Raw genomic sequence first — 19,770 nt, 5'->3', positions numbered from 1 at the left:
TTTAATAATTATCGCTTTTATGGAAATAACTATGAATTTTATGAGCTATTTTTTTAGATATTCCATTGACAGCTGCAAGATCATCTGGAGTAGCATTAGATATCTCTTTAATTGTCCCAAAGTATTGCAATAATGCATGTTTACGAGAAGGGCCAATATTCGGTATATCATTAAGGGGGCTATGTATTAATCCTTTTTTGCGATTTGTGCGGTGTGTTGTGATTGCAAAGCGATGTGCTTCATCACGAAGACGTTGGATAAAATAGAGGACAGCACTACGGGGAGCTAACACAAAATATTTCTTTTGTTGTGTAAAAAATCGATCAAAACCAGCATTGCGATTCGGTCCTTTAGCAATACCAATAACAGTTAGGTAATCTTGAATGCCTAAATCCTTGAGAGTAGAATATACAGCATTTACTTGTCCTTGCCCACCATCAATAATGAGTACATCAGGCCATTTTGGGAATGATATATTATTATTTGATTGGGCAGAAGAGTTAAATTTAGGAGTTTCTTTCATAAGCCGTTGAAAACGTCTTTTTATAACTTCACGCATCATACCACAGTCATCTCCTGGATTGATATCATTTAAACATATATTAAACTTTCGATATTGATTTTTTATGAAACCTTCTACTCCTGCTACGACGACAACACCTACAGCATTAGAGCCCATGATATGAGAATTGTCATATATTTCAATACGTTTTGGAATATATGTTAGAGAAAATGTTTTGGAAAAATTCTCTAACAGCTGCTTTTGTAATGTTTCTTCTGCGAATTTTTGTTTATGGGCTTCACGAGAATTCATAAGAGCTTGCTCAACGAGCTCTCTTTTTTTCCCTTGATGTGGCACAATAATTTTTACTTTATGCCCAGATTTATAGTAAAATGCTGCTTTTAATAAATCAATATCCTCTATATTATCTGATAACAAGATGTTTTGAGGGCAAGTTTTATCATCATAGAATTGTGTAAGAAAACTACTAAGCACTTGCGCTTTAGAAAGCTGTGTATCTCCTTTCAGGAAGTAAGTACGATTTCCCCAATTTTGCTTGAATCGAAAGAAAAAGACCTGGATACAGGAAATTCCTCCTTCATGGTAGAGAGCAAAAACATCTGTTGTTTCATGAGTATCAATACTGATATCATGGTGATTTTGAATATAAGAAAGAGCTGCAAGCCTATCACGATACATGGCGGCGCTTTCAAAGTTTTCTTGGTTTGCTGCTTTGTTCATGGCACAAGCGATTTCTTTTTTTATATTTTTGCTATGACCTGATAGAAATGATTTAGCTTCATTCACAAGCTTTTCATATTCTTCATTGCTTATTTCTTGTGTGCATGGCCCAGAACAACGTTTGATTTGAAAAAGGAGACAAGGACGGGTTCTGCAATTAAATACACTGTCAGAGCAAGTACGTAATAGGAAAGCGCGTTGTAGTGAATTTATTGTACGTTCTACTGCACTGGTGGATGCAAAAGGACCAAAATAGTCGCCTTTCTTCAAATGTGCTCCACGATGTTTATAAAGAGCAGATGCTGTTTTTCCCCCTTCGGTAATAAGGATATATGGGAATGATTTGTCATCACGCATAAGGACATTAAAGCGAGGCCTTAATTGTTTTATAAGATTGGCTTCCAAAAGAAGGGCTTCTACTTCTGTATGGGTTGTTATGAACTCCATGTTTGCTGTTTGGTTTATCATATTTTTAATTCGGATGCTATGACCTTTATTTTGGGTATAGCTTGCAACCCGTTTTTGAAGATTACGCGCTTTTCCTACATAAAGAACATGTCCGTCTTTATCGAGCATTCGATAAACTCCAGGAGAATTCGTGAGGTTTTTAACAAACTTTGAAATGATCCCGTTATTATTTATGATTGGGTTATTTTGATCATATATATGTACGTCTGCTTTCATAATTTTATCCTATGGAGCAACGATGTTCTTGTCTTTTGTGGATTCAGAGTTTTTCAAGGGAGCTTTTTCTTTATAATTTTTACTTCTAGATATCGCTTTATTGAATTTCAATTCAACTTTATATTTGTGCATAATTCAATTGCTTTCATATATAAACAAATGATAGAAAAGCTATATTGTAAACATTATTGTATCATAATTTGTCTTCTGAATTCTTTATTTGTATTTTTTTAAAAAGGTTTGGATATCTGAATAAGGGAGAAGGCTATTAATAAATATTTCTCAATTTAAATAGATTATTTCTTTATAAAGATCTTTCATATTCATATCTGTTTCGTATTAATATTTATTGCGTTTTTACTTATTTTTTAAGATTATTTTTTATAAAATACTTATAATATAATATGGTATTTGTTTAATATTCTTGTCCTGTAAAAGTGTGTTGCTTTTAGGTAACTTGTTGGTCTCGAATATTTTTAACACAAAAAAGACATTATTTTGCTTTTTTATTGCCACATTTAAAAGTCATTTTAGCTGACAGCTTCTATACATGAAGAAAACGAAGTGTAGAGGCGATTACTGGAGTCCTGAGCTAATTAAAGGATTTTTAAGGTGTTGTGCGTTTATTGTGAGCGTGTGATTCATTGATCAAGGAGAATATAGAATGCGTAATGTTTTTTTAACTTTGGGAGCGTCAACAATTGTTCTCGCTTCATTTTTTTCTGCTAATGCTGCAGATGCGGTACATGATATACAATCTGCACCCTCTGCTCCAAGTATCCCATCTACCCCAAGTTCTTCTGGCTTAGATTGGAGTGGAGCTTATATAGGAGGTCAAGGTTTTTTTACTAATGGGCGTCTTACAAATCCTAGAACACGTAGTAAAAATGCTTTTGGTGGCGGTGTCTACGGGGGATATAATTTACAGTACGATCATATAGTTTATGGTGTTGAGGGTGATTTAGGATATTCTAGAATCCGTATTAATGATACTAATGTGGTAGCTAAAACAGGGTTTCAATCTTCTTTACGTGGTCGTGTAGGTTATGCATTTGATCCTGTTCTTCTTTATGCAACTGGCGGTCTTGCTCTCGGACGTAATAAATTTAGTGCTATTGATAACAGCGTGTCAGTTAATAAGGTAGGAATTGGTTATACAGTCGGTGCTGGTGTTGAGACTTTTCTTACTGATAATGTAACAGCTCGTCTTGAGTATCGCTATACACGATTGGGAAAAAAGGACTTTACTCTTAGGGATGCTGCTTTCTCCAGAGGTTATAGTGCAAATAATATTTCAGTCGGTATTGGTGTAAAATTCTAAATATTTGAATTAACTGTAAGTTGAGTGTTAAAACCGGGCTTAAAGCCCGGTTTTTTATTGCATGATTATTGAAATAATATTGTCTGTATGGCATTTCTTTTATTTGAGTATATCGTTGTTCTTATTTTAAATTTTTGGAGTATTTTAAGAATTTTAAAAATAGCTATTTGAATCCCGTAAGTTAATATATAATTGAAGATTAATTTACAGTATTAAATTTTTATCTTAAATAAAGAGAAATTTATTGAAAAATTATAATACTTTTATTTCACAGACAGTTAAAATTCGTTAGAAAAGAATAATTAAAAATTGTAATAATATGTAAATATTATTATCCCGCTCACTTTATTATGAAGATTTCTATTTGAATCAATTATGGTATATGCTTAATTTGCTATTTTTTAGCTATAAATTTTTATCTCAATTAGTAATTTTGTATTAAATGTGAGGCTATCACGGCAATCATATAAGATAACACCTGAGGATATAATACAATGACTTTATACAATGCTTCTCCTTTGGTTGTAAATCGTAGTCTTATACCAAATATTTTTGATGTATTGGCACTTGGATTAGTGATAGGAGGAATAATTCTACTGGTTTATGGTATTCATGAGACAACACTTCCAAAAACTTTAGTTGATCTTACTCCTGTTTCTCTTGATTGGTGGCGTTTACCGGAATATGCATTGCGTACCACTTTGCGTATGTTAGCTGCTGTTATTTTTTCTTTACTTTTTACGTTTATTTACGCGACTCTCGCTGCTAAGAATCGTTATGCTAAAATAGTCCTTATTCCTATTCTTGATATTTTGCAATCAGTTCCAATTCTTGGTTTTTTAACATTTACTGTTATTTTCTTTATGAATTTGTATCCAGGTCGAGTATTAGGCGCTGAATTGGCTGCCATTTTTGCAATTTTTACTAGTCAGACTTGGAATATGACGTTTAGTTTTTATCAATCACTTTGTAATATCCCAAAGGATTTAGAAGAAGTTTCTCACAGTTTTCGTCTTTCAAATTGGCAGCGCTTTTGGAAGCTTGATGTTCCTTTTAGTATGCCAGGGCTTGTTTGGAATACGATGATGTCCATGTCTGGAAGTTGGTTTTTGTTGTTGCTTCTGAAACAATTACAGTCAATGATTCTGTAATAACTCTTCCAGGGATTGGTTCATATGTTGGTCTAGCAATTAAAGATCAGAATTTGCCAGCTGTAGGGTATGCTTTGTTAACAATGTTGTTAGTAATTATTTTTTATGATCAGTTGTTATTTCGACCTATTGTTGCTTGGGCAGATAAGTTTCGTTTTGAACAAACAGTATCAGCGTCTTCTCCTAATTCCTGGGTACTAGATCTTTTTCGCAGAACTAAGGCATTGCGTATTGTTATTGATAGTTTTGAAAAGATATTTTCTGTGATTGGCGATTTTTTCCAAAAAATATCTTTTTTACCGAATAAAGTTTATTATCATTCTCCAGAATTTTTAAAGGTTTCACGATATAATCAGCAGATATATCGTGTTATGGGAATTCTTTGGATTTCTTTTGTTTTTTTTATAGCACTATATATATCTTGGAAAGCATTTGAATATCTTCATACAACTTTAAGGTATAATGATGTTTTAAATGCAATAAATCTTGGCTTGATTACTCTGCTAAGAGTAGCATTTCTTGTAGTTATTGCAACTTTAATCTGGGTTCCCATAGGAACATGGATTGGCCTTCGTCCAAAAATTTCTGCAAAAATTCAACCATTAGCACAATTTCTTGCAGCATTTCCGGCCAATATTGCTTTTCCACCTTTCGTTGCATTTATTGTTTATTATAAACTTAATCCTAATATTTGGCTATCATCATTGATGATATTGGGTACTCAATGGTATATTCTTTTTAATGTTATTGCAGGTGCCAGTGCATTTCCAAATGATTTAAGAGAGGTAGCAAAAAGTTTTCATGTTAAAGGATGGCGTTGGTGGAAAAATGTTATTATTCCAGGTATTTTCCCTTATTATATCACTGGAGCCATTACAGCTTTTGGTGGGGCTTGGAATGCCAGTATTGTTTCTGAAGTAGTAAGTTGGGGAGATATGAAGCTCAGTGCAAAAGGACTGGGAGCATATATTGCCAAAGCAACTGAGGAAGGGAATATTCCGGAAACTGTTCTTGGGATTGTTGTGATGTGTCTTTTTGTTCTTCTTTTTAATCGTTTTTTATGGAGACCTCTCTATATATATAGTGAGCGTCATTTTCGTTTTGATTAAATTAGTTTTTTATGTATATTTTAAAAGGTGTTTCTATGGTAGAAGCAATGTTTGAAGCTGGCCATCTTGTAAATATTTCTGAACTATGCTGCAGTTTTCCTAAAGGAAGTGGGGGTAATCTTCTTGTTCTGGATAAGGTGAATCTCAATATTCGTTCTGGAGAAATTATTGGATTATTAGGTCGTTCTGGTTCAGGAAAATCAACCTTGCTGCGTATTATTGCAGGATTAATTTCTCCATCTTCAGGACAGGTTATTTTTAAAGGAGAAGTCATAAAAGAACCTCCAGATGATATTGCTATGGTATTTCAATCATTTGCATTATTCCCATGGTTAACTGTTTTAGAGAATGTTGAACTGGGTTTAGAAGCTAAAGGGATTGATAGTTCTGAACGTCGTAAGCGTGCTTTATCCGTCATTGATCTTATCGGTTTAGATGGATTCGAGTCTGCATATCCGAAAGAACTCTCGGGAGGTATGCGTCAGCGTGTAGGGTTCGCTCGAGCTTTAGTTGTATTTCCTAAACTTCTCTTGATGGATGAACCATTTTCAGCACTTGATGTTTTAACTGCTGAGACGCTTCGTACGGATATTATTGATTTATGGATTGAAGGTCGTTTGCCAATCAAATCTATTTTAATGGTAACACATAATATTGAAGAAGCTATTTTAATGTGTGATCGTATTTTGGTTTTTTCATCAAATCCTGGTCGTGTGGCAGAAGAAATTCATGTTGTTCTTCCTCATCCTCGGAATCGTCTTGATCCGATTTTTCGACAATTTGTTGATAAAATTTACTCTAGAATGACTAAAAAAGAAGAAATACGCTCTGTAGGTTTTGAAGGAATTCCGGGAGCAGGTGTAGGTATGTTACTTAAACATGTATCAACTAATCTACTTTCGGGTCTTATCGAAGCAATTATTTCTGTTCCGTATAATGGTCATGCAGCTCTTCCAGAGCTAGCAAATAATTTACAACTTGAAGCGGATGAGCTTTTCCATATTGGAGAATCATTGCAGTTATTGGGAATGGTTCAATTGAGAGAAGGTGATATAACCTTGACAGAAGCAGGGAAAAAATTTGCTAATCTCGGAACAGACGCACGAAAAAAGCTTTTTGCAGAACATCTTTTAGCTTATGTGCCATTGATTAGTCTTATACGTCGTGTACTGGATGAACGTCCATCACATACAGCGCCTGCTGCACGTTTTCGTAATGAACTTGAAGATTATATGTCTGAAGAATATGCAGATGAAACTATCACTACAGCTGTATCCTGGGGACGTTATGCAGAATTATTCTCTTATGATGAACAGTCTGAACTTTTTAGTCTTGATAATCCTCAATAATATCTTCAAAATTATTGTTTCGTTATAGAGTGAAATGAGAATAAGTTTCTAGAACAAAATAAGTTTATTATATATCATATTCCAATCCATAAAAGGAATGCGCTTATAAAACATTCTTTGTCTTGGTATTAATGTAGTATTAAAATGAAAAAACCTATTATGTATATACTATAAAAAGCTCATTTATTTCCATTGCTTGCTTTCCCATAATTGTTGTAATGACATACGGTAGTTTGGATAAAGAAAATGAAACCCAAGATTTTTAATCTTGGCATTTGAAACACGTTTGTTTTCTCCATAAAAAGATTTGGTGATGCCAGAAAGAGTGACTTCTTCAAATAGTTGTTCTGGTGGTGGGAGTATTTTCATTAAGATAGATGCTGTTGTGATAACGTCTTGTGGTGGAGCAGGTTCATCATCAGTGATATTTATAATACCGCTTATATTATTTTTAATCAGAAAAATAACAGAGCGCGCAATATCTTCTACTCGTATTCGATTAAATACTTGATTTTTTTTATCAATCTTTTTGCTGTTCCTGTTTCTAAGGATATGAAAGCATTGCGTTGAGGACCATAAATACCAGAAAGTCTCAAAATTATTGTTGTAGCCTTTAGAATCTCGCCTATTCTAAGCCATTGAGTTTCAATTCCCAGACGTTTTTTAGATTGACAAGATAGCGGTTGTGCAGGAGTTTTTTCGGTAACCCATCTTCCGTCATGATTACCGTAAACACTTGTTGTGGAAATATAGCCAATCCATCTTAAATTAGGTAGAAATGACAAAAGTGCTTGATCTATTAAATGAATTAATGGATCTCCAGTATCATTAGGAGCTATAGCTTGTACAAGGTGTGTGACAGAATGCATTGTTTCCTTTAGTGTAGGAAGGATTTCTTTTCCGTCGAATAAAAAAGCAGATAAGCCCATATATCGGAGCTCTTCTATCTTTAAAATTGATCGTGAGGTTACTGATGTTTTTATGCCATTTTGCATTGCTTGCTGAGCAATAGCACGACCTGTATAACCTGCTCCAAAGATCATCAAGTGCATTATATAGATCTCCATAAGAAAATAATTTTTAAAAAATAATCTTTACGAAAAGAAAACGTTTTATCGCTTTGATTCTTGAAGGTGATAATCATAAACATAGTGTATTTTTAAAAATCAAGGTCAGTATAGTGAGAGACTGGTGCCAATCCTCGGATACGTTCAGAAAGTAAAGGGCGAAATGATGGTCTAGATTTAAGTCGTTGGTACCAATCTTTAGATTCAGGTGAGTCAAGCCAATTAATTTCTCCAAGATAATCGAGAACAGAAATAGAAGCTCCGGCAGCAAGATCTGCATAGCTAAGGCGCAGTCCAGCTAACCATGTACGTGAACTAGATAACCATGAAATATATTTCATATGTTGACGAATATTATTACGAGCTGTACGCAACACCTTTGAATCAGGAGCACCACCGCCTTGATCACGAGTCATTTGTAATTTATAAACACGTTCACGAACCAATGGTCTTGTAACATCGTTTTCCATTTTTTGCAAAAACCATTCTGTTAATCTACGGATTTCAGCCCGCTGAAAAGGATCTTCTGCTAATAAGCGACGATTCCGTTTAAGAACACCTTGTGTTTCATCAATATACTCAGAAATCACTGTTGCACCACAAAGAGCACGCATGCTGTCATCTACATATACTGGTAATGTCCCTGCTGGATTAAGAACTAAAAAATCATGACGTTTTTCCCAGGGGAACTCTTCGATCATTTCAGTTTCATAATCATATTCATTCAAAATAAGACGTATAAAACGTGAGCTGGATGACATAATGTGATGATAAAGGGTTGGCATCTATGCTCTGATAAAAAAGTATGCTAATCGAATTGTCATAAATGAACATTAAATATATATTGAATATTTATGATAAATACAAGAGAAGATAATTATATCATTCTTGAAACAACAATTATGAGGTAGAATGTCTGGATATTCTATAATTAATGCTCTTATTTTAGGAATTATTGAGGGTGTAACAGAATTTATTCCTGTTTCTTCTTCAGCGCATTTATTGCTTATAGGTCATTTCTTGGGCTTTAAATCACCAGGGAACAGTTTTTCTATATTAATCCAATTAGGAGCAATTAGTTCTTTATTGTTTGTTTATTTTCACAAGCTTCTGAAAATAGTTATAGCTTTTCCTTCTCAGGAATATGCACGACATTTTGTAGCCTGTATATTTGTTGCATCTTTACCTGCAGCAGTTATTGGCTTTTTGTCTTATCATTTTATTAAGTTTGTTTTATTTGAACAACCAATCCTTATATGTATGACATTAATTATTGGCGGTATAATATTGCTTGTTGTTGATCGTATAGATTTTAAACCTCGATATACGAATTCTATGAATTATCCTCTTTTAGTAGCATTTAAAATAGGTATTTTTCAATGTCTTTCAATTTTTCCTGGGGTTTCTCGCTCAGGATCTACTATAGTAGGAGCGTTAATAATGGGTGTAGATAAACGCTCTGCAACTGAATTTTCTTTTTTTCTTTCTATGCCAATAGTTTTTGGGGCATGTATATTAGATTTTTACAAAAATCGTTCTGTAATTATGCATGATAGTGGACTGCTAATCGTAATAGGTTTTTTCTCTGCTTTTCTATCGGGATTATTAGTTGTACGATCTTTTTTGAATTTTGTTTCTAAAAAAGGATACACGGTATTCGCTTTGTGGAGAATAATATTTGGTGTAATATCTTTAATAGCCTTATCTATATGAAATGACATTTATGCATTTAAATTTAATAGTGTTTTTTGCATGGGTCTACTCCATAAGAAGGAGCACATTTGGTCATATTATTTTTTGTAATACTTGGAGCTGTTAAAGACCCAATAACAATTATAATAAATGCGCATAGAAAAAAAAGTGTTATTGGCTTTCCCATTTAAAAACCTTTTCAAATTAATTATTAAATCGTAATAGATGAAGAATGATAAAAGATTAAATCTTCTTTAATTCAATAAAACTCATATGAGTTACTGATTTGAAGTATAATTGATTAAATCAGGTTAAATTTGTCTAAATTATTATTAAAATAAAATAAAATTTTAATTTCTATAAAATATTTGAAAAAATCGATATCATTATCTTGATAGTGTTTTATTAGAAATCGGAGACCTCAGTAAATTGTCCTTGATAACGGTAACGGAGTAAGTAAGACGGTAATACTGATGACAATAATGTAGGTGTCAAACCTATCCCTATAAGGGTACGTTTTTCAAGTTCTGCAATTTCAGAGACTATATTATCTCTTTTTAGTAATTTGACTTGGTCATTTGTTATTAAGGGTGGCCTAATAGGAATCAATGACATCATTGTACTGATTAGTGCAGATGAGCGGAAAGACAAAGAAAGGAAAGGTTTCTTGCGTCCGATCACTTTAAAAATTTTCTCCATACATTCACGAAATGTCAGGATTTCTGGTCCACCGATTTCATAAATTGTACCAGGATTAAGTTTGCCTATAACAGAAGAAGCAATGACTTCTGCGACATCTCCTACATATACAGGCTGTAACTTAGTGCGACCATTATCAATTAATGGAATAAATGGTAAAAAGCGGGTCATATTCGCAAATTTATTAAAAAATTTATCCTCAGATCCAAACACAATAGAAGGGCGTATAATAATTGTATTGGAATTGGCAGAGAGAATTAAATTTTCTCCACGACCTTTAGAACGAGCATATTTGGATTCTGAATTAGCATCAGCTCCTATAGCTGAAATATGAGTTAAAGGTACGCCAAAAGAAGCAGCAGCTTTAGCTATAGTATGGGCGCCATGTTCTTGTACAGAAATAAAAGAATTAGAGCTCGTTTCAAATAATAAGCCTACGCAGTTAATAACATGGCTTGAACCCTTAATAGCTTGTCTGACAGAATTTTCATGACAAACGTTTCCTTGAACAATGGAAAGTTGGCCAACACGGCAGAGAGGTTTTAAAAAAACGGCTAGATGAGGTTTGCGTACAACTACCTTGATTCTATAACCTCGATGCGCAAGAGACTGAACTATTCGTCGACCTATAAATCCAGAGCCTCCGAATATAGTTACTAATGGTGAAAGATTGGAAAGAGACATGAATTTTTCTTTAGTAATTAAGATAATAATACATCTTTTAGTGGATTATTCGGTGTTTATTGAAGTGCAAATATTTTTCTTAAGACATCTAAAACTCTTTAAATAATAAGTATATATTTTTTGCACTTTCTACGAAGCCCGTTAAATCGAATAAAAGACAATGGGTTATTTATATAATAATCAAATCATCTTTTAAAAACATTGCGGCTATCTCTTTCTTTTATTTTATCCCAAGATTTTTGTTGAGAAAGCATGGAACGGAGGTAGTTTACATTGTGCTCAGCATCTTCAGGAGACAATTCCTGACGAGCAATTTTATAGGCTTCATCAATACGGCCTTGTAATCCCAAAACAAAAGCTAGATTTTGTCTTACACGGCTATCTGCTCCAGGCATGGAAGCTGCAGCACGTAACTTTTCTTCAGCTATCTTTATATTCCCTGTTAATAGATAAGACATTGCCATATTAGAAAGAATTGATGGTTCATTCGGAGCTATCTCCAAAGCGTCTAGATAGTTTTTACGTGCCTCATCATGTTTGCCCATTTGGTCTAAAATAGAACCTTTTGCAGACATTAATTCCCAGTTAGGTCTATCAGGAGTCTGAGCTCGGTCAATGGTTGTAATTGCTTCTTCTAATTGTCCTGCATCTGCTTGAGCTTTCCCATAAGCAGCAAGAACACTTCTATCTTGTGGATGAAGTATCGCTACTTGTTGCATAACAGCTAAAGCTTGAGCATCTCTGCCTATCATCCTTAGTATATTGGCATAGTTTATTCCTATATCCTTATTTTTGCGATTACGGTCATAATTTCTTCCTATTGTTTCAGCAAGCTGCAGTAATTGCGTATGGTTCATCTTTTCTAAGGATTGTGAGGATAAACTTGTGGGATATCTTGTTGTATTGTTAGCACATCCTGTTATCAAAAAAACTATAGTTAATCTATAGACATTCTTTGTGATAAAAGATTTTAAAAAAAACATGGTTTTTTAACATAAGCCATGATCTAATCCTTGTTAATATTTAAAAATAAGTTATATCTATAAATAATTATTAGAGTTACATATATACTAAACGTGATTAATTTGATAGGTAAATCTGAGAGTTTTAAATGATCAAAGTATCATAGAATTTCTGAAAGAGATTAAATTCTTTCTTGATAGTTAGATTTCTTATTGTGAAGGAACATAATTTTTTTTATCTCATGATAAAGTTCATCAGATGTACGAAAAAGTTTTTTATCAAGCTCATGAACATCTAATTTTATGGCAATAAACTTTAAGGCATTTTTTTCTGGCACAAGAACCCCTACGGGAGTGCCTGCGTATTCAATTACTTGTTTTTTCATAAAAATAGCACCTAAATTATAGTTTTTTTATTGGTTGTTTTTTATAGCCTTTTAGACATATCCAACTTTTTAATTCATTAATTACTCCTGTTGTTCATAAATTACTTAATGAGGCCTCTTATTTTGTTAAGGAGCAGCATAATACAAATTCTTGACTAAAACGGGGCAGGAAAAGATATGATTTTTTATCATCTTTTGTTTGATTTTCTTTAAAGATAATCACTAAAATATAATATAAAAAAATATGTAACCATTAGTAGCGTTATGTTTTTTAATAAAACTTAAAGAGTGAATTTGTTTTTGATGGCATTTTATATATTGTTTTTCTTAATAGGTAATATTAATTTACTCCATTCTGGTAGTGCCATAGTTAACTTAAGATTATTTGCCAGGATAGGTTTATCAGAAACGAGAGCTTCACTAACATGGTCTATCCGTACAATTGCTAATCCTTTATTACCAATAACAGTGCCCAGTATTCCTACTTGTTTGCCATCAGCAAATATAGGAGTACCTCTTGGAGGTAATTTTTGTGTTCCAGTAACAATGACAGGACGTTTACGTGCTGCATTGCGGTGCTTCATTCGCGAAACCACTTCTTGTCCAAGGTAACATCCTTTGGTAAAGGAAACACCTTCATTGATATCCATAAAAATATCATGAGGGTATATTGAACATAGAGAGTAGTCAAAATTTTCCTCAACTATACAGTGATGAATCCGGAGATTGTGGTAAAGTTCAATATTATCCACATGTTCATCATATGATGCATGTACTCGGTAAACTTGTATTCCTGCAATAAGGAAACGTTCGTCTATCAAGGAAATTGTAAGATCTGGAGGAGCAGTTTTGTCCCAAAATATAGTTACACCATCAGGCTGTCTACGTTCTAATGTTATGTCTGATCGTAGACGATACATTAAAAAACGTTTTATAAGTTCGTTGCATTGTTCGACAGATGTTTCTAATAAAAAATAGGTTTCACTGACTTTATTAATAAGAAAAGAAAACAATACTTTACCTTGTGGTGTTAGTAATGCAGCATTACGCGTGATACCAGGTACTAAAGTTTGTATTTCAGAAGTGATGAGATTTTGCAAGAAAGTTTCAGAATCCTTGCCGGTAACTACAATAAAAGAACGGTAGGGTAAGTGGACAACAGGCATCTAATTAAACTTTTTATGAATTGAAAATGACGATAAAGACAATTATTGTAAAAACTTCAATTACCTACTTTTAGGAATTCCCATTTTCCATCTGGTTTAATACCAACACGGTAGAAACTGTACTCTCCTAATTCCAGCATATCAGAAAAATCTCCAGCTGTAATCAGCCTTAAAAGATCTACTTTTTCAGAGGCTGTTAATTCCTTGATAGATTTATATGCAAAATACGGCCATATATATATTTCATCAGCACTACCTGCATTTATTTGTACAAGACTTGTCGAAAGTACATCAATTAAGATTGCCATAATTTCTAACCCATCTGTATCACTGGACAATTCTTTAAGGATAGCTATGGGATTTGTATCTCTAGAATCTTGCCCAACATAAAGATCTGTTGTCTTGCCGTTTTCTTTTAAAAGAGGCTGAAGATTTTCTAGGTTTCCAGATTTTGCTGCTGAAATTATACGCTCACGCATTGATTGTACAGCTTTTGGAAGTTGTAATATATCGTGTATAATTCTTATATTTGCAGAATTTATAGTTGTATTTTCAGGTGTTATACTTTTAGGTAGTGAAGAATTTATATTATCACTGAAGGATTTTGTTGAGGATTTGTTTTCAATATACGCGTTAGATAATGCATATGATTTTACTTCAAATACAAAAAACATATTATACAAAAAAACAAGTAAATAGAAAACTCGTATCCTCTTTATTCCGAAAACACAGATTGAATGTATTTTCATAAGGTCGCTTCTTATTTTTATTGTAATGTTCTTTCAGGTGAAAATTCACCCGCTAAAATTCGCGTTAAAAGAGAATTAAGCAAAGCTTCGGCTTCATCTTCTCCATGTATTCGTACTGTTTCTCGAATTGCTTGAGTTATTGCAGCATTAGCAATAATTTCGGGTTCAATACCATCTGCCATGCCGCCAGCCCAAGCTTCATTTTGATATTCTATTGCAGCTTGCATCTTCTCGTGAATGATCATTGTATTGAGGTTATTAATATTTTGTCTCATATTGTACTCTCCGTAACATCCACTTTTAAGGAAAGAGATTAGCAGATTCTTGGCAAAACTATATTGGCAGATATTGATAATCAATCCATTAAAATTTGCTAAACTGTTCCTTGCAAATAACTCTATATAAGATATTTTATATATTTTAAATAGTATAGATTTTATAGAATATTAAAAACTTATATTTAACAACTTAACTTTCTAAATACTCATAGATAAAAAACCAAGCGACAATTTTAATTTAAAATATATCTTTAAATATTTTAAAAGTTTTATAGTTTTGTATATACTAACCACTGTACCATATATTCAGGATTTTAATTTTCAAAATCAAAAACATATGAACAACATTCGTTATCTAGTGTATATTGAGATTAAAGTCTAATGAAATATAATCCTTAAGCTATTAATTCAGATCAAAAAAGATTAATCCTTTAAAAAAGGACTATTATACAGTATATATTTTCTATCAAGGGTATCCTAAGTTTACATATCAAAAGTTTTTTGGACAATAGTTTTCCCATTAACAGTAGATTTTATATGGAATTTCAGAAAAAAATCTTAAATGTTATATGAGAAGGATTTTTTAAAAGATAAGGAAGAATTTAGAGTCGTTATTATAAAGGATAGCATTGAGGCTACCGCATGATTAATATGTTTGCGACTGCTCGCAGCAAGATTTTTGATCGGTTACGTCAAGATTTGTGTGAGTTTGAAAGTGACTGGTGTCGTTCTTTGTACGATCCAGAGAAAATGTTAAAAATGTTTCTTTCAGATTTTGAGCGTAGTCTTATGCGGCTTGTAGAAGAAGCAGGCGGTGACGATGACCCTATCTGTTTAATGTTATCAAGTTATCCTGATGTAGTCAAGAGTTGCTTTAAGAATCTGGAAGGAACTATTTTTCTTTTAGAAAATTTAGATATTTATTATAGTATTTTTAAAGATCTTCACAAAGATTTGGAGCGTTTCGAAAAAAAATTTAATGGGCATCCTGATGATCTCAAAACAGCTCTTCATATATTTCTTCTCTCTATTGGTTGTTCACTGGAATCTTTAATAGAAAAAACCGGAGGTGAAAAAATATATATTAGAAAGATGTTTAAAAATGCTGCATCTGCTGTTTGGCGTTGCTTCGAAGATCTGAAGAATAATTCTAATCTTGAGTAATTATTTACTTGATAAAAAAGTGATCATAGATCTCTTGGTAAGAGAAATTCTATAATAAAAAAATAGCGATTTCTATTGTGAGTTACCTGTTAAATTTAAGGATTTTAATATATTTCGCATTCTAGGAATTGGTACTTCACTTGTGGTTTTTGAAAAATTATCTGGCAAGACAGCTTCTTTTATAAGGATGCGGCTTTCTGCTTCTATTATTTTTTCTAATTGCTTACTTGTTTCTGAAGCAGAATTGCTGTTAACTTTTCCGGGTTGTTGATTTGAAACTCTTTCTTGCCATTCTTTGATTTTTAAAAGCTTTCCAGCTTTTAGTGCACTTCCAGTTGGAGCGTAATTTTTGGCTTTTTTCTTGGGATCTTGAGGTGCAATAGCTTTTCTTTCATTTTCAGTTGGGTCATACCAAACAACATCGTTATATTGTTCTAGGGCGTTATTATATTCAGTTTGGTAAGCTTGCTTATAAGTAGTATAAGAATGAGAGAGATCTGCTGGAATTGCTGGAAGATCAGGTGGACAACTTCCTATAGGGTCTAGGAATTTACCTGGATTTTGATTAAAAATATACTTTTTATCACATACCCCAACGATTGGTATTTGATGGGTGATTTCGAAATAATCATATCCTACTTGTAACATTTTCCAGAAAGTATAGCTTGGATAAGATCTGTGAAGAACCATGTTTTTTGCAGTCATACGAAAGGGAAATGCTTGTATTTGCAAAATCTTTTGACCTCCACGGAAACTGTCTCGGGCTAGGGCATAAATTTCTTGAATCTGTTCGTCTGTCATGGAATAGCAACCTGATGAAGAACATGATCCATGAATCATGAGGTATTTCCCTGTGCGTGCATTCGCTTTATCAAAAACATTAGGGAATCCTGTATCAATAGCTAGATAATAACTCGAGTATTGATTTAGATTTTTTTGTGTAATCTCATAGAAACCCTCTGGCGATTGTCTGTCTCCTTCATACATTTTGGGGCCGAGTTGTCCTGACCAAGCACAAATTTTATAGGATACGAGAAGGCCGTATTTTTGGTCATTCTGTTTTTTCCATACTTCAAGAATACTTTCTTCTTTAAAAATACGTATCAAAATAGGAGAACCCTTTCTCATGTTTTTTTCTTTCATGAGAAAATTAAGTTGATATGATACAGGGCGTTCTGATTTTTCACTGTTCTTAGAACAGCCTGTTACTATTATTGTTATAGCTATTATAAAAATAATACGATTGTATATCAATATATTCCTCTCGTGTACTTTGGGGTCTATTTGAAATACATATAGTTTATATATTACTAATTGGTTGATAATATTTTTATAAATTTCTTCCAATATTGAGATATTTTTGACGTCGTTTTTCACGTAATTCATCGCCAGAATAAGTAGACATGTCAGTTATTGATGCATGAATGATTTCATCAACGGCTGCAATAGCTTGAGAAGGGTTTCTATGTGCTCCACCTATAGGCTCAGGAATGATATCATCAATAACAGAAAATTTTTTTAGATCTTGCGCTGTTATTTTCATGGAATTAGCTGCTTCTTGAGAACGCGAAGAATCCCTCCAAAGAATTGAAGCTGCCCCTTCTGGAGAAATAACGCTATAGATAGAATGTTCTAACATATACACTTGATTGGCAGCAGCAATAGCAATAGCACCGCCGGAACCACCTTCACCGATAATAATTGCAATCATTGGTACACGTAAATTAAGACACATTTCTGTAGAACGTGCGATTGCCTCTCCTTGACCACGTTCTTCAGCATCAACCCCAGGATAAGCACCTGCTGTATCTACAAATGAAATTACGGGTAAATCAAAACGTTCTGCTAGCTTCATAAGACGTACAGCTTTACGATATCCTTCTGGTCGTGGGCTGCCAAAATTATGTTTAAGGCGAGATTGAGTATCGGATCCTTTTTCTTGACCTAATAAGACAACAGGTTGACCATGAAATCTCGCCAGTCCTCCCTGAAGAGCACTGTCCTCGCCAAACAAACGGTCTCCTGTCAGAGGCATAAAACAGGTAAATAATGCGGATGCATAATCAATAAAATGCGGGCGATTTGGATGTCTGGCCACCTGAGTTTTTTGCCAGGGTGTTAACTTTGAATAAATATCACGTAAAGTCTCATGAACTTTTACTTCTAGTTTCTCAAGTTCTTCTGATACATTTGCGCTTTTATCTTCCATTACAAGCTTTTTAAGCTCATGGATCCTGCCTTCTAAATCAGATATAGGTTTTTCAAAATTAAGGTAATTATGCATGGATTCCTGTTCCTGATCTGTGCATACCAAATAATATGATTGTAGAGATGTTTCAATCTTTTTTTTGAGTTTCTTTTGAAAGAGGATGGTAATTTTTGATTAATCTGTGCAAATTTTTTTGTAATACATGCGTATATATTTGGGTAGTTGATATGTCTGTATGTCCAAGTAGTGTTTGTACAGCTCGTAAATCTGCTCCTTTTTCCAAAAGATGGCTTGCAAATGCATGACGTATTACATGCGGAGATATACTGGATGGCTCGATGCCAGCTCTAATTGCTAAGGCTTTTAAATTGCGTGCAAAAACCTGGCGTGGTACGTAGCCTTCTTTTGAAGATGCAGGAAAAAGCCAAGAATTGTTTTGCACCTTTTTTGCAGAAGTTATTTTAGCGAGAGCTGTCTTATATTCATTAAGAGCGCATATGGCAGAAAATGAAAGAATAGCAAGTCTTTCTTTATTGCCTTTTCCTTGAATGATTATTGTACGTTCTTTGAGATTGAGAATGTGTGCAGGTAAGGTTACAAGTTCACTCACTCGGATACCGGTGGCATATAAAATCTCAATCATTGCAAGCATTTGTATGCGTTTCAATTTCCCTTTAGAGGTACATTGTGCCTCTTCTGCTGCTTTTTGTAATAGGCGTTCAATATTTGTTATGTTCAAGATTTTAGGGAGATTCCTTTCTTTTTTAGGAGATTCAAGAGTCTCGCTAGGGTCATCTTTTCGAAGTCCTTCTCGAAAAACAAATTTATAAAATTGTCGTATTGCAGATAATCGCCGTTTTTGAGAACTGGTTTTAAGATTTTTATGGCATTGATCCTTCAAATATGTGCGCAGATCTTCAGAGGTTGCCTTAATCAAAGGAATATCACGTTCTTTAAGGGTTAATCGAAGATTTTCAAGATCATATTTATAAGAGGAAAGGGTATTGATAGAAGAAGTGCGTTCTGCGCTCATCATTTCTATAAATGACTCTAAATGTGCCCAGCTTATATCTGTTGTTTCCATTTTTTTCAACGTAACGTAAAGGTTTTTAAAGGAATTAAAATATCTAAGAAATGTTTTAATAGATGCATTATTATAATGAATTAGTATTTTTTATGTTAAACTTTAGGGGAGGCAAGTTACAAGTTTTTTTATATAAAAACATAGTTCTTTAACTTGAAATTTCTTTATGCTAAATATTAAAACTGATGAATAAATTTACTTTAAAAAATGATATTTATTTGCGTGCTCGTGCTGCCCTTGGAAAACGTAACTTGATTCTTGTTGGATTAATGGGTGCTGGAAAGACGGTTATTGGTCAGAAAATAGCGGGTCTTCTTGAAATTCCATTTATAGATACTGATCACGAAATTGAAAGCGTATCGTCTATGACGATTGTAGAATTGTTCAATAAATATGGAGAAAATGAATTCCGAGCACTAGAAGCGCGTGTTATAAAACGTATTTTACAAGATTCTCCTTATATTGTTGCAACTGGAGGAGGTGCCTTTATCAATGAAGAATCCCGTTCTTATATAAAAAAAGGGGGGATATGTTTATGGCTTAAGGCAGATTTAGATCTTTTGTGGAAGCGTGTTAAAAAAAGAAATAATGCTCCTTTACTCAAAACAGATAACCCAAAAGAGACTGTTAGAGAATTAATGCAAGTACGTTATCAGATTTATGAACAGGCTGATATTGTTATGCAGTCACTAGATCTTCCTAAAGAAGAGATGGCAGATAAAATTATTGAAAAGATTGTTTCTTTTAATTAAATACATATAGATATTATCTAT

At 33.4% G+C, this 19,770-nt stretch carries 16 protein-coding genes and 2 pseudogenes; 6 read left to right on the top strand and 12 right to left on the bottom strand.

The genetic code is table 11. The annotated features are described in order from the left end of the window. Position 1: 1 nt before the first annotated feature. A complete protein-coding gene (gene uvrC / locus B488_RS05605) occupies positions 2–1,927 on the bottom strand; it encodes an excinuclease ABC subunit UvrC (protein ID WP_015273569.1) in 1,926 nt (641 codons plus the stop codon). A 664-nt stretch (positions 1,928–2,591) separates the two neighbouring features. Here uvrC and B488_RS05600 point away from each other — a divergent pair. The 3 genes and pseudogenes from B488_RS05600 to B488_RS05590 all read left to right on the top strand — a co-directional run bounded on the left by B488_RS05600 (position 2,592) and on the right by B488_RS05590 (position 6,857). Further along, entirely contained in the window at positions 2,592–3,248 is a 657-nt protein-coding gene (locus B488_RS05600) for an outer membrane protein (protein WP_015273568.1), read from the top strand. A gap of 494 nt (positions 3,249–3,742) precedes the next feature. Continuing rightward, positions 3,743–5,508: pseudogene (locus B488_RS05595) on the top strand (ABC transporter permease). A gap of 35 nt (positions 5,509–5,543) precedes the next feature. Beyond that, entirely contained in the window at positions 5,544–6,857 is a 1,314-nt protein-coding gene (locus B488_RS05590; RefSeq protein WP_015273565.1) for an ABC transporter ATP-binding protein, read from the top strand. A gap of 183 nt (positions 6,858–7,040) precedes the next feature. On the opposite strand, the pseudogene B488_RS05585 reads toward B488_RS05590, so the two are convergent. Then, positions 7,041–7,909, bottom strand: a pseudogene (locus B488_RS05585) (SDR family oxidoreductase). Between the two features lie 107 nt (positions 7,910–8,016). Further along, positions 8,017–8,709 (bottom strand): glutathione S-transferase family protein, encoded by a 693-nt coding sequence (locus tag B488_RS05580; RefSeq protein ID WP_015273563.1) that lies wholly within the window; start codon positions 8,707–8,709, stop codon positions 8,017–8,019. Positions 8,710–8,836: 127 nt separating this feature from the next. Between B488_RS05580 and B488_RS05575 the strand changes: the two genes are divergently transcribed. Then, a complete protein-coding gene (locus B488_RS05575; RefSeq protein ID WP_015273562.1) occupies positions 8,837–9,637 on the top strand; it encodes an undecaprenyl-diphosphate phosphatase in 801 nt (266 codons plus the stop codon). A 384-nt stretch (positions 9,638–10,021) separates the two neighbouring features. Here B488_RS05575 and B488_RS05565 read toward each other — a convergent pair whose 3' ends face one another. The 6 genes from B488_RS05565 to B488_RS05540 all read right to left on the bottom strand — a co-directional run bounded on the left by B488_RS05565 (position 10,022) and on the right by B488_RS05540 (position 14,537). Next, entirely contained in the window at positions 10,022–10,999 is a 978-nt protein-coding gene (locus tag B488_RS05565; RefSeq protein WP_015273560.1) for a complex I NDUFA9 subunit family protein, read from the bottom strand. A 185-nt stretch (positions 11,000–11,184) separates the two neighbouring features. After that, positions 11,185–11,982 carry a tetratricopeptide repeat protein gene (locus tag B488_RS05560; protein ID WP_015273559.1) on the bottom strand — a complete coding sequence of 266 codons (798 nt, stop codon included), beginning with the start codon at positions 11,980–11,982 and terminating at the stop codon, positions 11,185–11,187. Between the two features lie 161 nt (positions 11,983–12,143). After that, complete coding sequence (locus B488_RS05555) at positions 12,144–12,347, bottom strand: hypothetical protein (RefSeq protein WP_015273558.1); 204 nt, start codon at positions 12,345–12,347, stop codon at positions 12,144–12,146. A gap of 311 nt (positions 12,348–12,658) precedes the next feature. After that, the gene (gene ygfZ / locus B488_RS05550; RefSeq protein WP_015273557.1) at positions 12,659–13,513 is read right to left on the bottom strand and encodes a CAF17-like 4Fe-4S cluster assembly/insertion protein YgfZ; all 855 of its coding nucleotides are present in this window, start codon (positions 13,511–13,513) and stop codon (positions 12,659–12,661) included. A gap of 56 nt (positions 13,514–13,569) precedes the next feature. Further along, a complete protein-coding gene (locus B488_RS05545) occupies positions 13,570–14,262 on the bottom strand; it encodes a hypothetical protein (protein ID WP_051012129.1) in 693 nt (230 codons plus the stop codon). A gap of 17 nt (positions 14,263–14,279) precedes the next feature. Then, positions 14,280–14,537, bottom strand: coding sequence for a hypothetical protein (locus B488_RS05540; RefSeq protein ID WP_015273555.1), 258 nt, complete (start codon positions 14,535–14,537; stop codon positions 14,280–14,282). 645 nt (positions 14,538–15,182) lie between these two features. On the opposite strand from B488_RS05540, the gene B488_RS05535 reads away from it, so the two are divergent. Beyond that, positions 15,183–15,704, top strand: a complete 522-nt coding sequence (locus B488_RS05535) for a hypothetical protein (protein WP_015273554.1) — start codon at positions 15,183–15,185, stop codon at positions 15,702–15,704. Positions 15,705–15,776: 72 nt separating this feature from the next. On the opposite strand, the gene B488_RS05530 is transcribed toward B488_RS05535, so the two are convergent. From B488_RS05530 to B488_RS05520, 3 genes are all read right to left on the bottom strand, one after another. After that, positions 15,777–16,958 (bottom strand): L,D-transpeptidase family protein, encoded by a 1,182-nt coding sequence (locus tag B488_RS05530; protein ID WP_015273553.1) that lies wholly within the window; start codon positions 16,956–16,958, stop codon positions 15,777–15,779. 76 nt (positions 16,959–17,034) lie between these two features. Continuing rightward, complete coding sequence (locus tag B488_RS05525; RefSeq protein ID WP_015273552.1) at positions 17,035–17,988, bottom strand: acetyl-CoA carboxylase carboxyltransferase subunit alpha; 954 nt, start codon at positions 17,986–17,988, stop codon at positions 17,035–17,037. A gap of 52 nt (positions 17,989–18,040) precedes the next feature. Further along, positions 18,041–18,997 (bottom strand): site-specific tyrosine recombinase XerD, encoded by a 957-nt coding sequence (locus B488_RS05520; RefSeq protein WP_015273551.1) that lies wholly within the window; start codon positions 18,995–18,997, stop codon positions 18,041–18,043. A gap of 185 nt (positions 18,998–19,182) precedes the next feature. Here B488_RS05520 and B488_RS05515 point away from each other — a divergent pair, with 185 nt between their 5' ends. Further along, positions 19,183–19,749, top strand: a complete 567-nt coding sequence (locus B488_RS05515; RefSeq protein ID WP_015273550.1) for a shikimate kinase — start codon at positions 19,183–19,185, stop codon at positions 19,747–19,749. The last annotated feature ends 21 nt before the right edge of the window (positions 19,750–19,770 follow it).

The sequence above is a fragment of the Liberibacter crescens BT-1 genome (assembly GCF_000325745.1).
Taxonomy (GTDB): Bacteria; Pseudomonadota; Alphaproteobacteria; order Rhizobiales; family Rhizobiaceae; genus Liberibacter; species Liberibacter crescens.
Note: the sequence above shows the minus strand (reverse complement) of the source record. Positions and strands in the feature narration are given on the sequence as shown.

Coding starts and splice junctions, on each gene's coding strand:
- uvrC (WP_015273569.1), bottom strand. CDS start 1,927: ATGAAAGCAGACGTACATATATATGATCAAAATAACCCAATCATAAAT.
- B488_RS05600 (WP_015273568.1), top strand. CDS start 2,592: ATGCGTAATGTTTTTTTAACTTTGGGAGCGTCAACAATTGTTCTCGCT.
- B488_RS05590 (WP_015273565.1), top strand. CDS start 5,544: ATGGTAGAAGCAATGTTTGAAGCTGGCCATCTTGTAAATATTTCTGAA.
- B488_RS05580 (WP_015273563.1), bottom strand. CDS start 8,709: ATGCCAACCCTTTATCATCACATTATGTCATCCAGCTCACGTTTTATA.
- B488_RS05575 (WP_015273562.1), top strand. CDS start 8,837: ATGTCTGGATATTCTATAATTAATGCTCTTATTTTAGGAATTATTGAG.
- B488_RS05565 (WP_015273560.1), bottom strand. CDS start 10,999: ATGTCTCTTTCCAATCTTTCACCATTAGTAACTATATTCGGAGGCTCT.
- B488_RS05560 (WP_015273559.1), bottom strand. CDS start 11,982: ATGTTTTTTTTAAAATCTTTTATCACAAAGAATGTCTATAGATTAACT.
- B488_RS05555 (WP_015273558.1), bottom strand. CDS start 12,347: ATGAAAAAACAAGTAATTGAATACGCAGGCACTCCCGTAGGGGTTCTT.
- ygfZ (WP_015273557.1), bottom strand. CDS start 13,513: ATGCCTGTTGTCCACTTACCCTACCGTTCTTTTATTGTAGTTACCGGC.
- B488_RS05545 (WP_051012129.1), bottom strand. CDS start 14,262: ATGAAAATACATTCAATCTGTGTTTTCGGAATAAAGAGGATACGAGTT.
- B488_RS05540 (WP_015273555.1), bottom strand. CDS start 14,537: ATGAGACAAAATATTAATAACCTCAATACAATGATCATTCACGAGAAG.
- B488_RS05535 (WP_015273554.1), top strand. CDS start 15,183: ATGATTAATATGTTTGCGACTGCTCGCAGCAAGATTTTTGATCGGTTA.
- B488_RS05525 (WP_015273552.1), bottom strand. CDS start 17,988: ATGCATAATTACCTTAATTTTGAAAAACCTATATCTGATTTAGAAGGC.
- B488_RS05520 (WP_015273551.1), bottom strand. CDS start 18,997: ATGGAAACAACAGATATAAGCTGGGCACATTTAGAGTCATTTATAGAA.
- B488_RS05515 (WP_015273550.1), top strand. CDS start 19,183: ATGAATAAATTTACTTTAAAAAATGATATTTATTTGCGTGCTCGTGCT.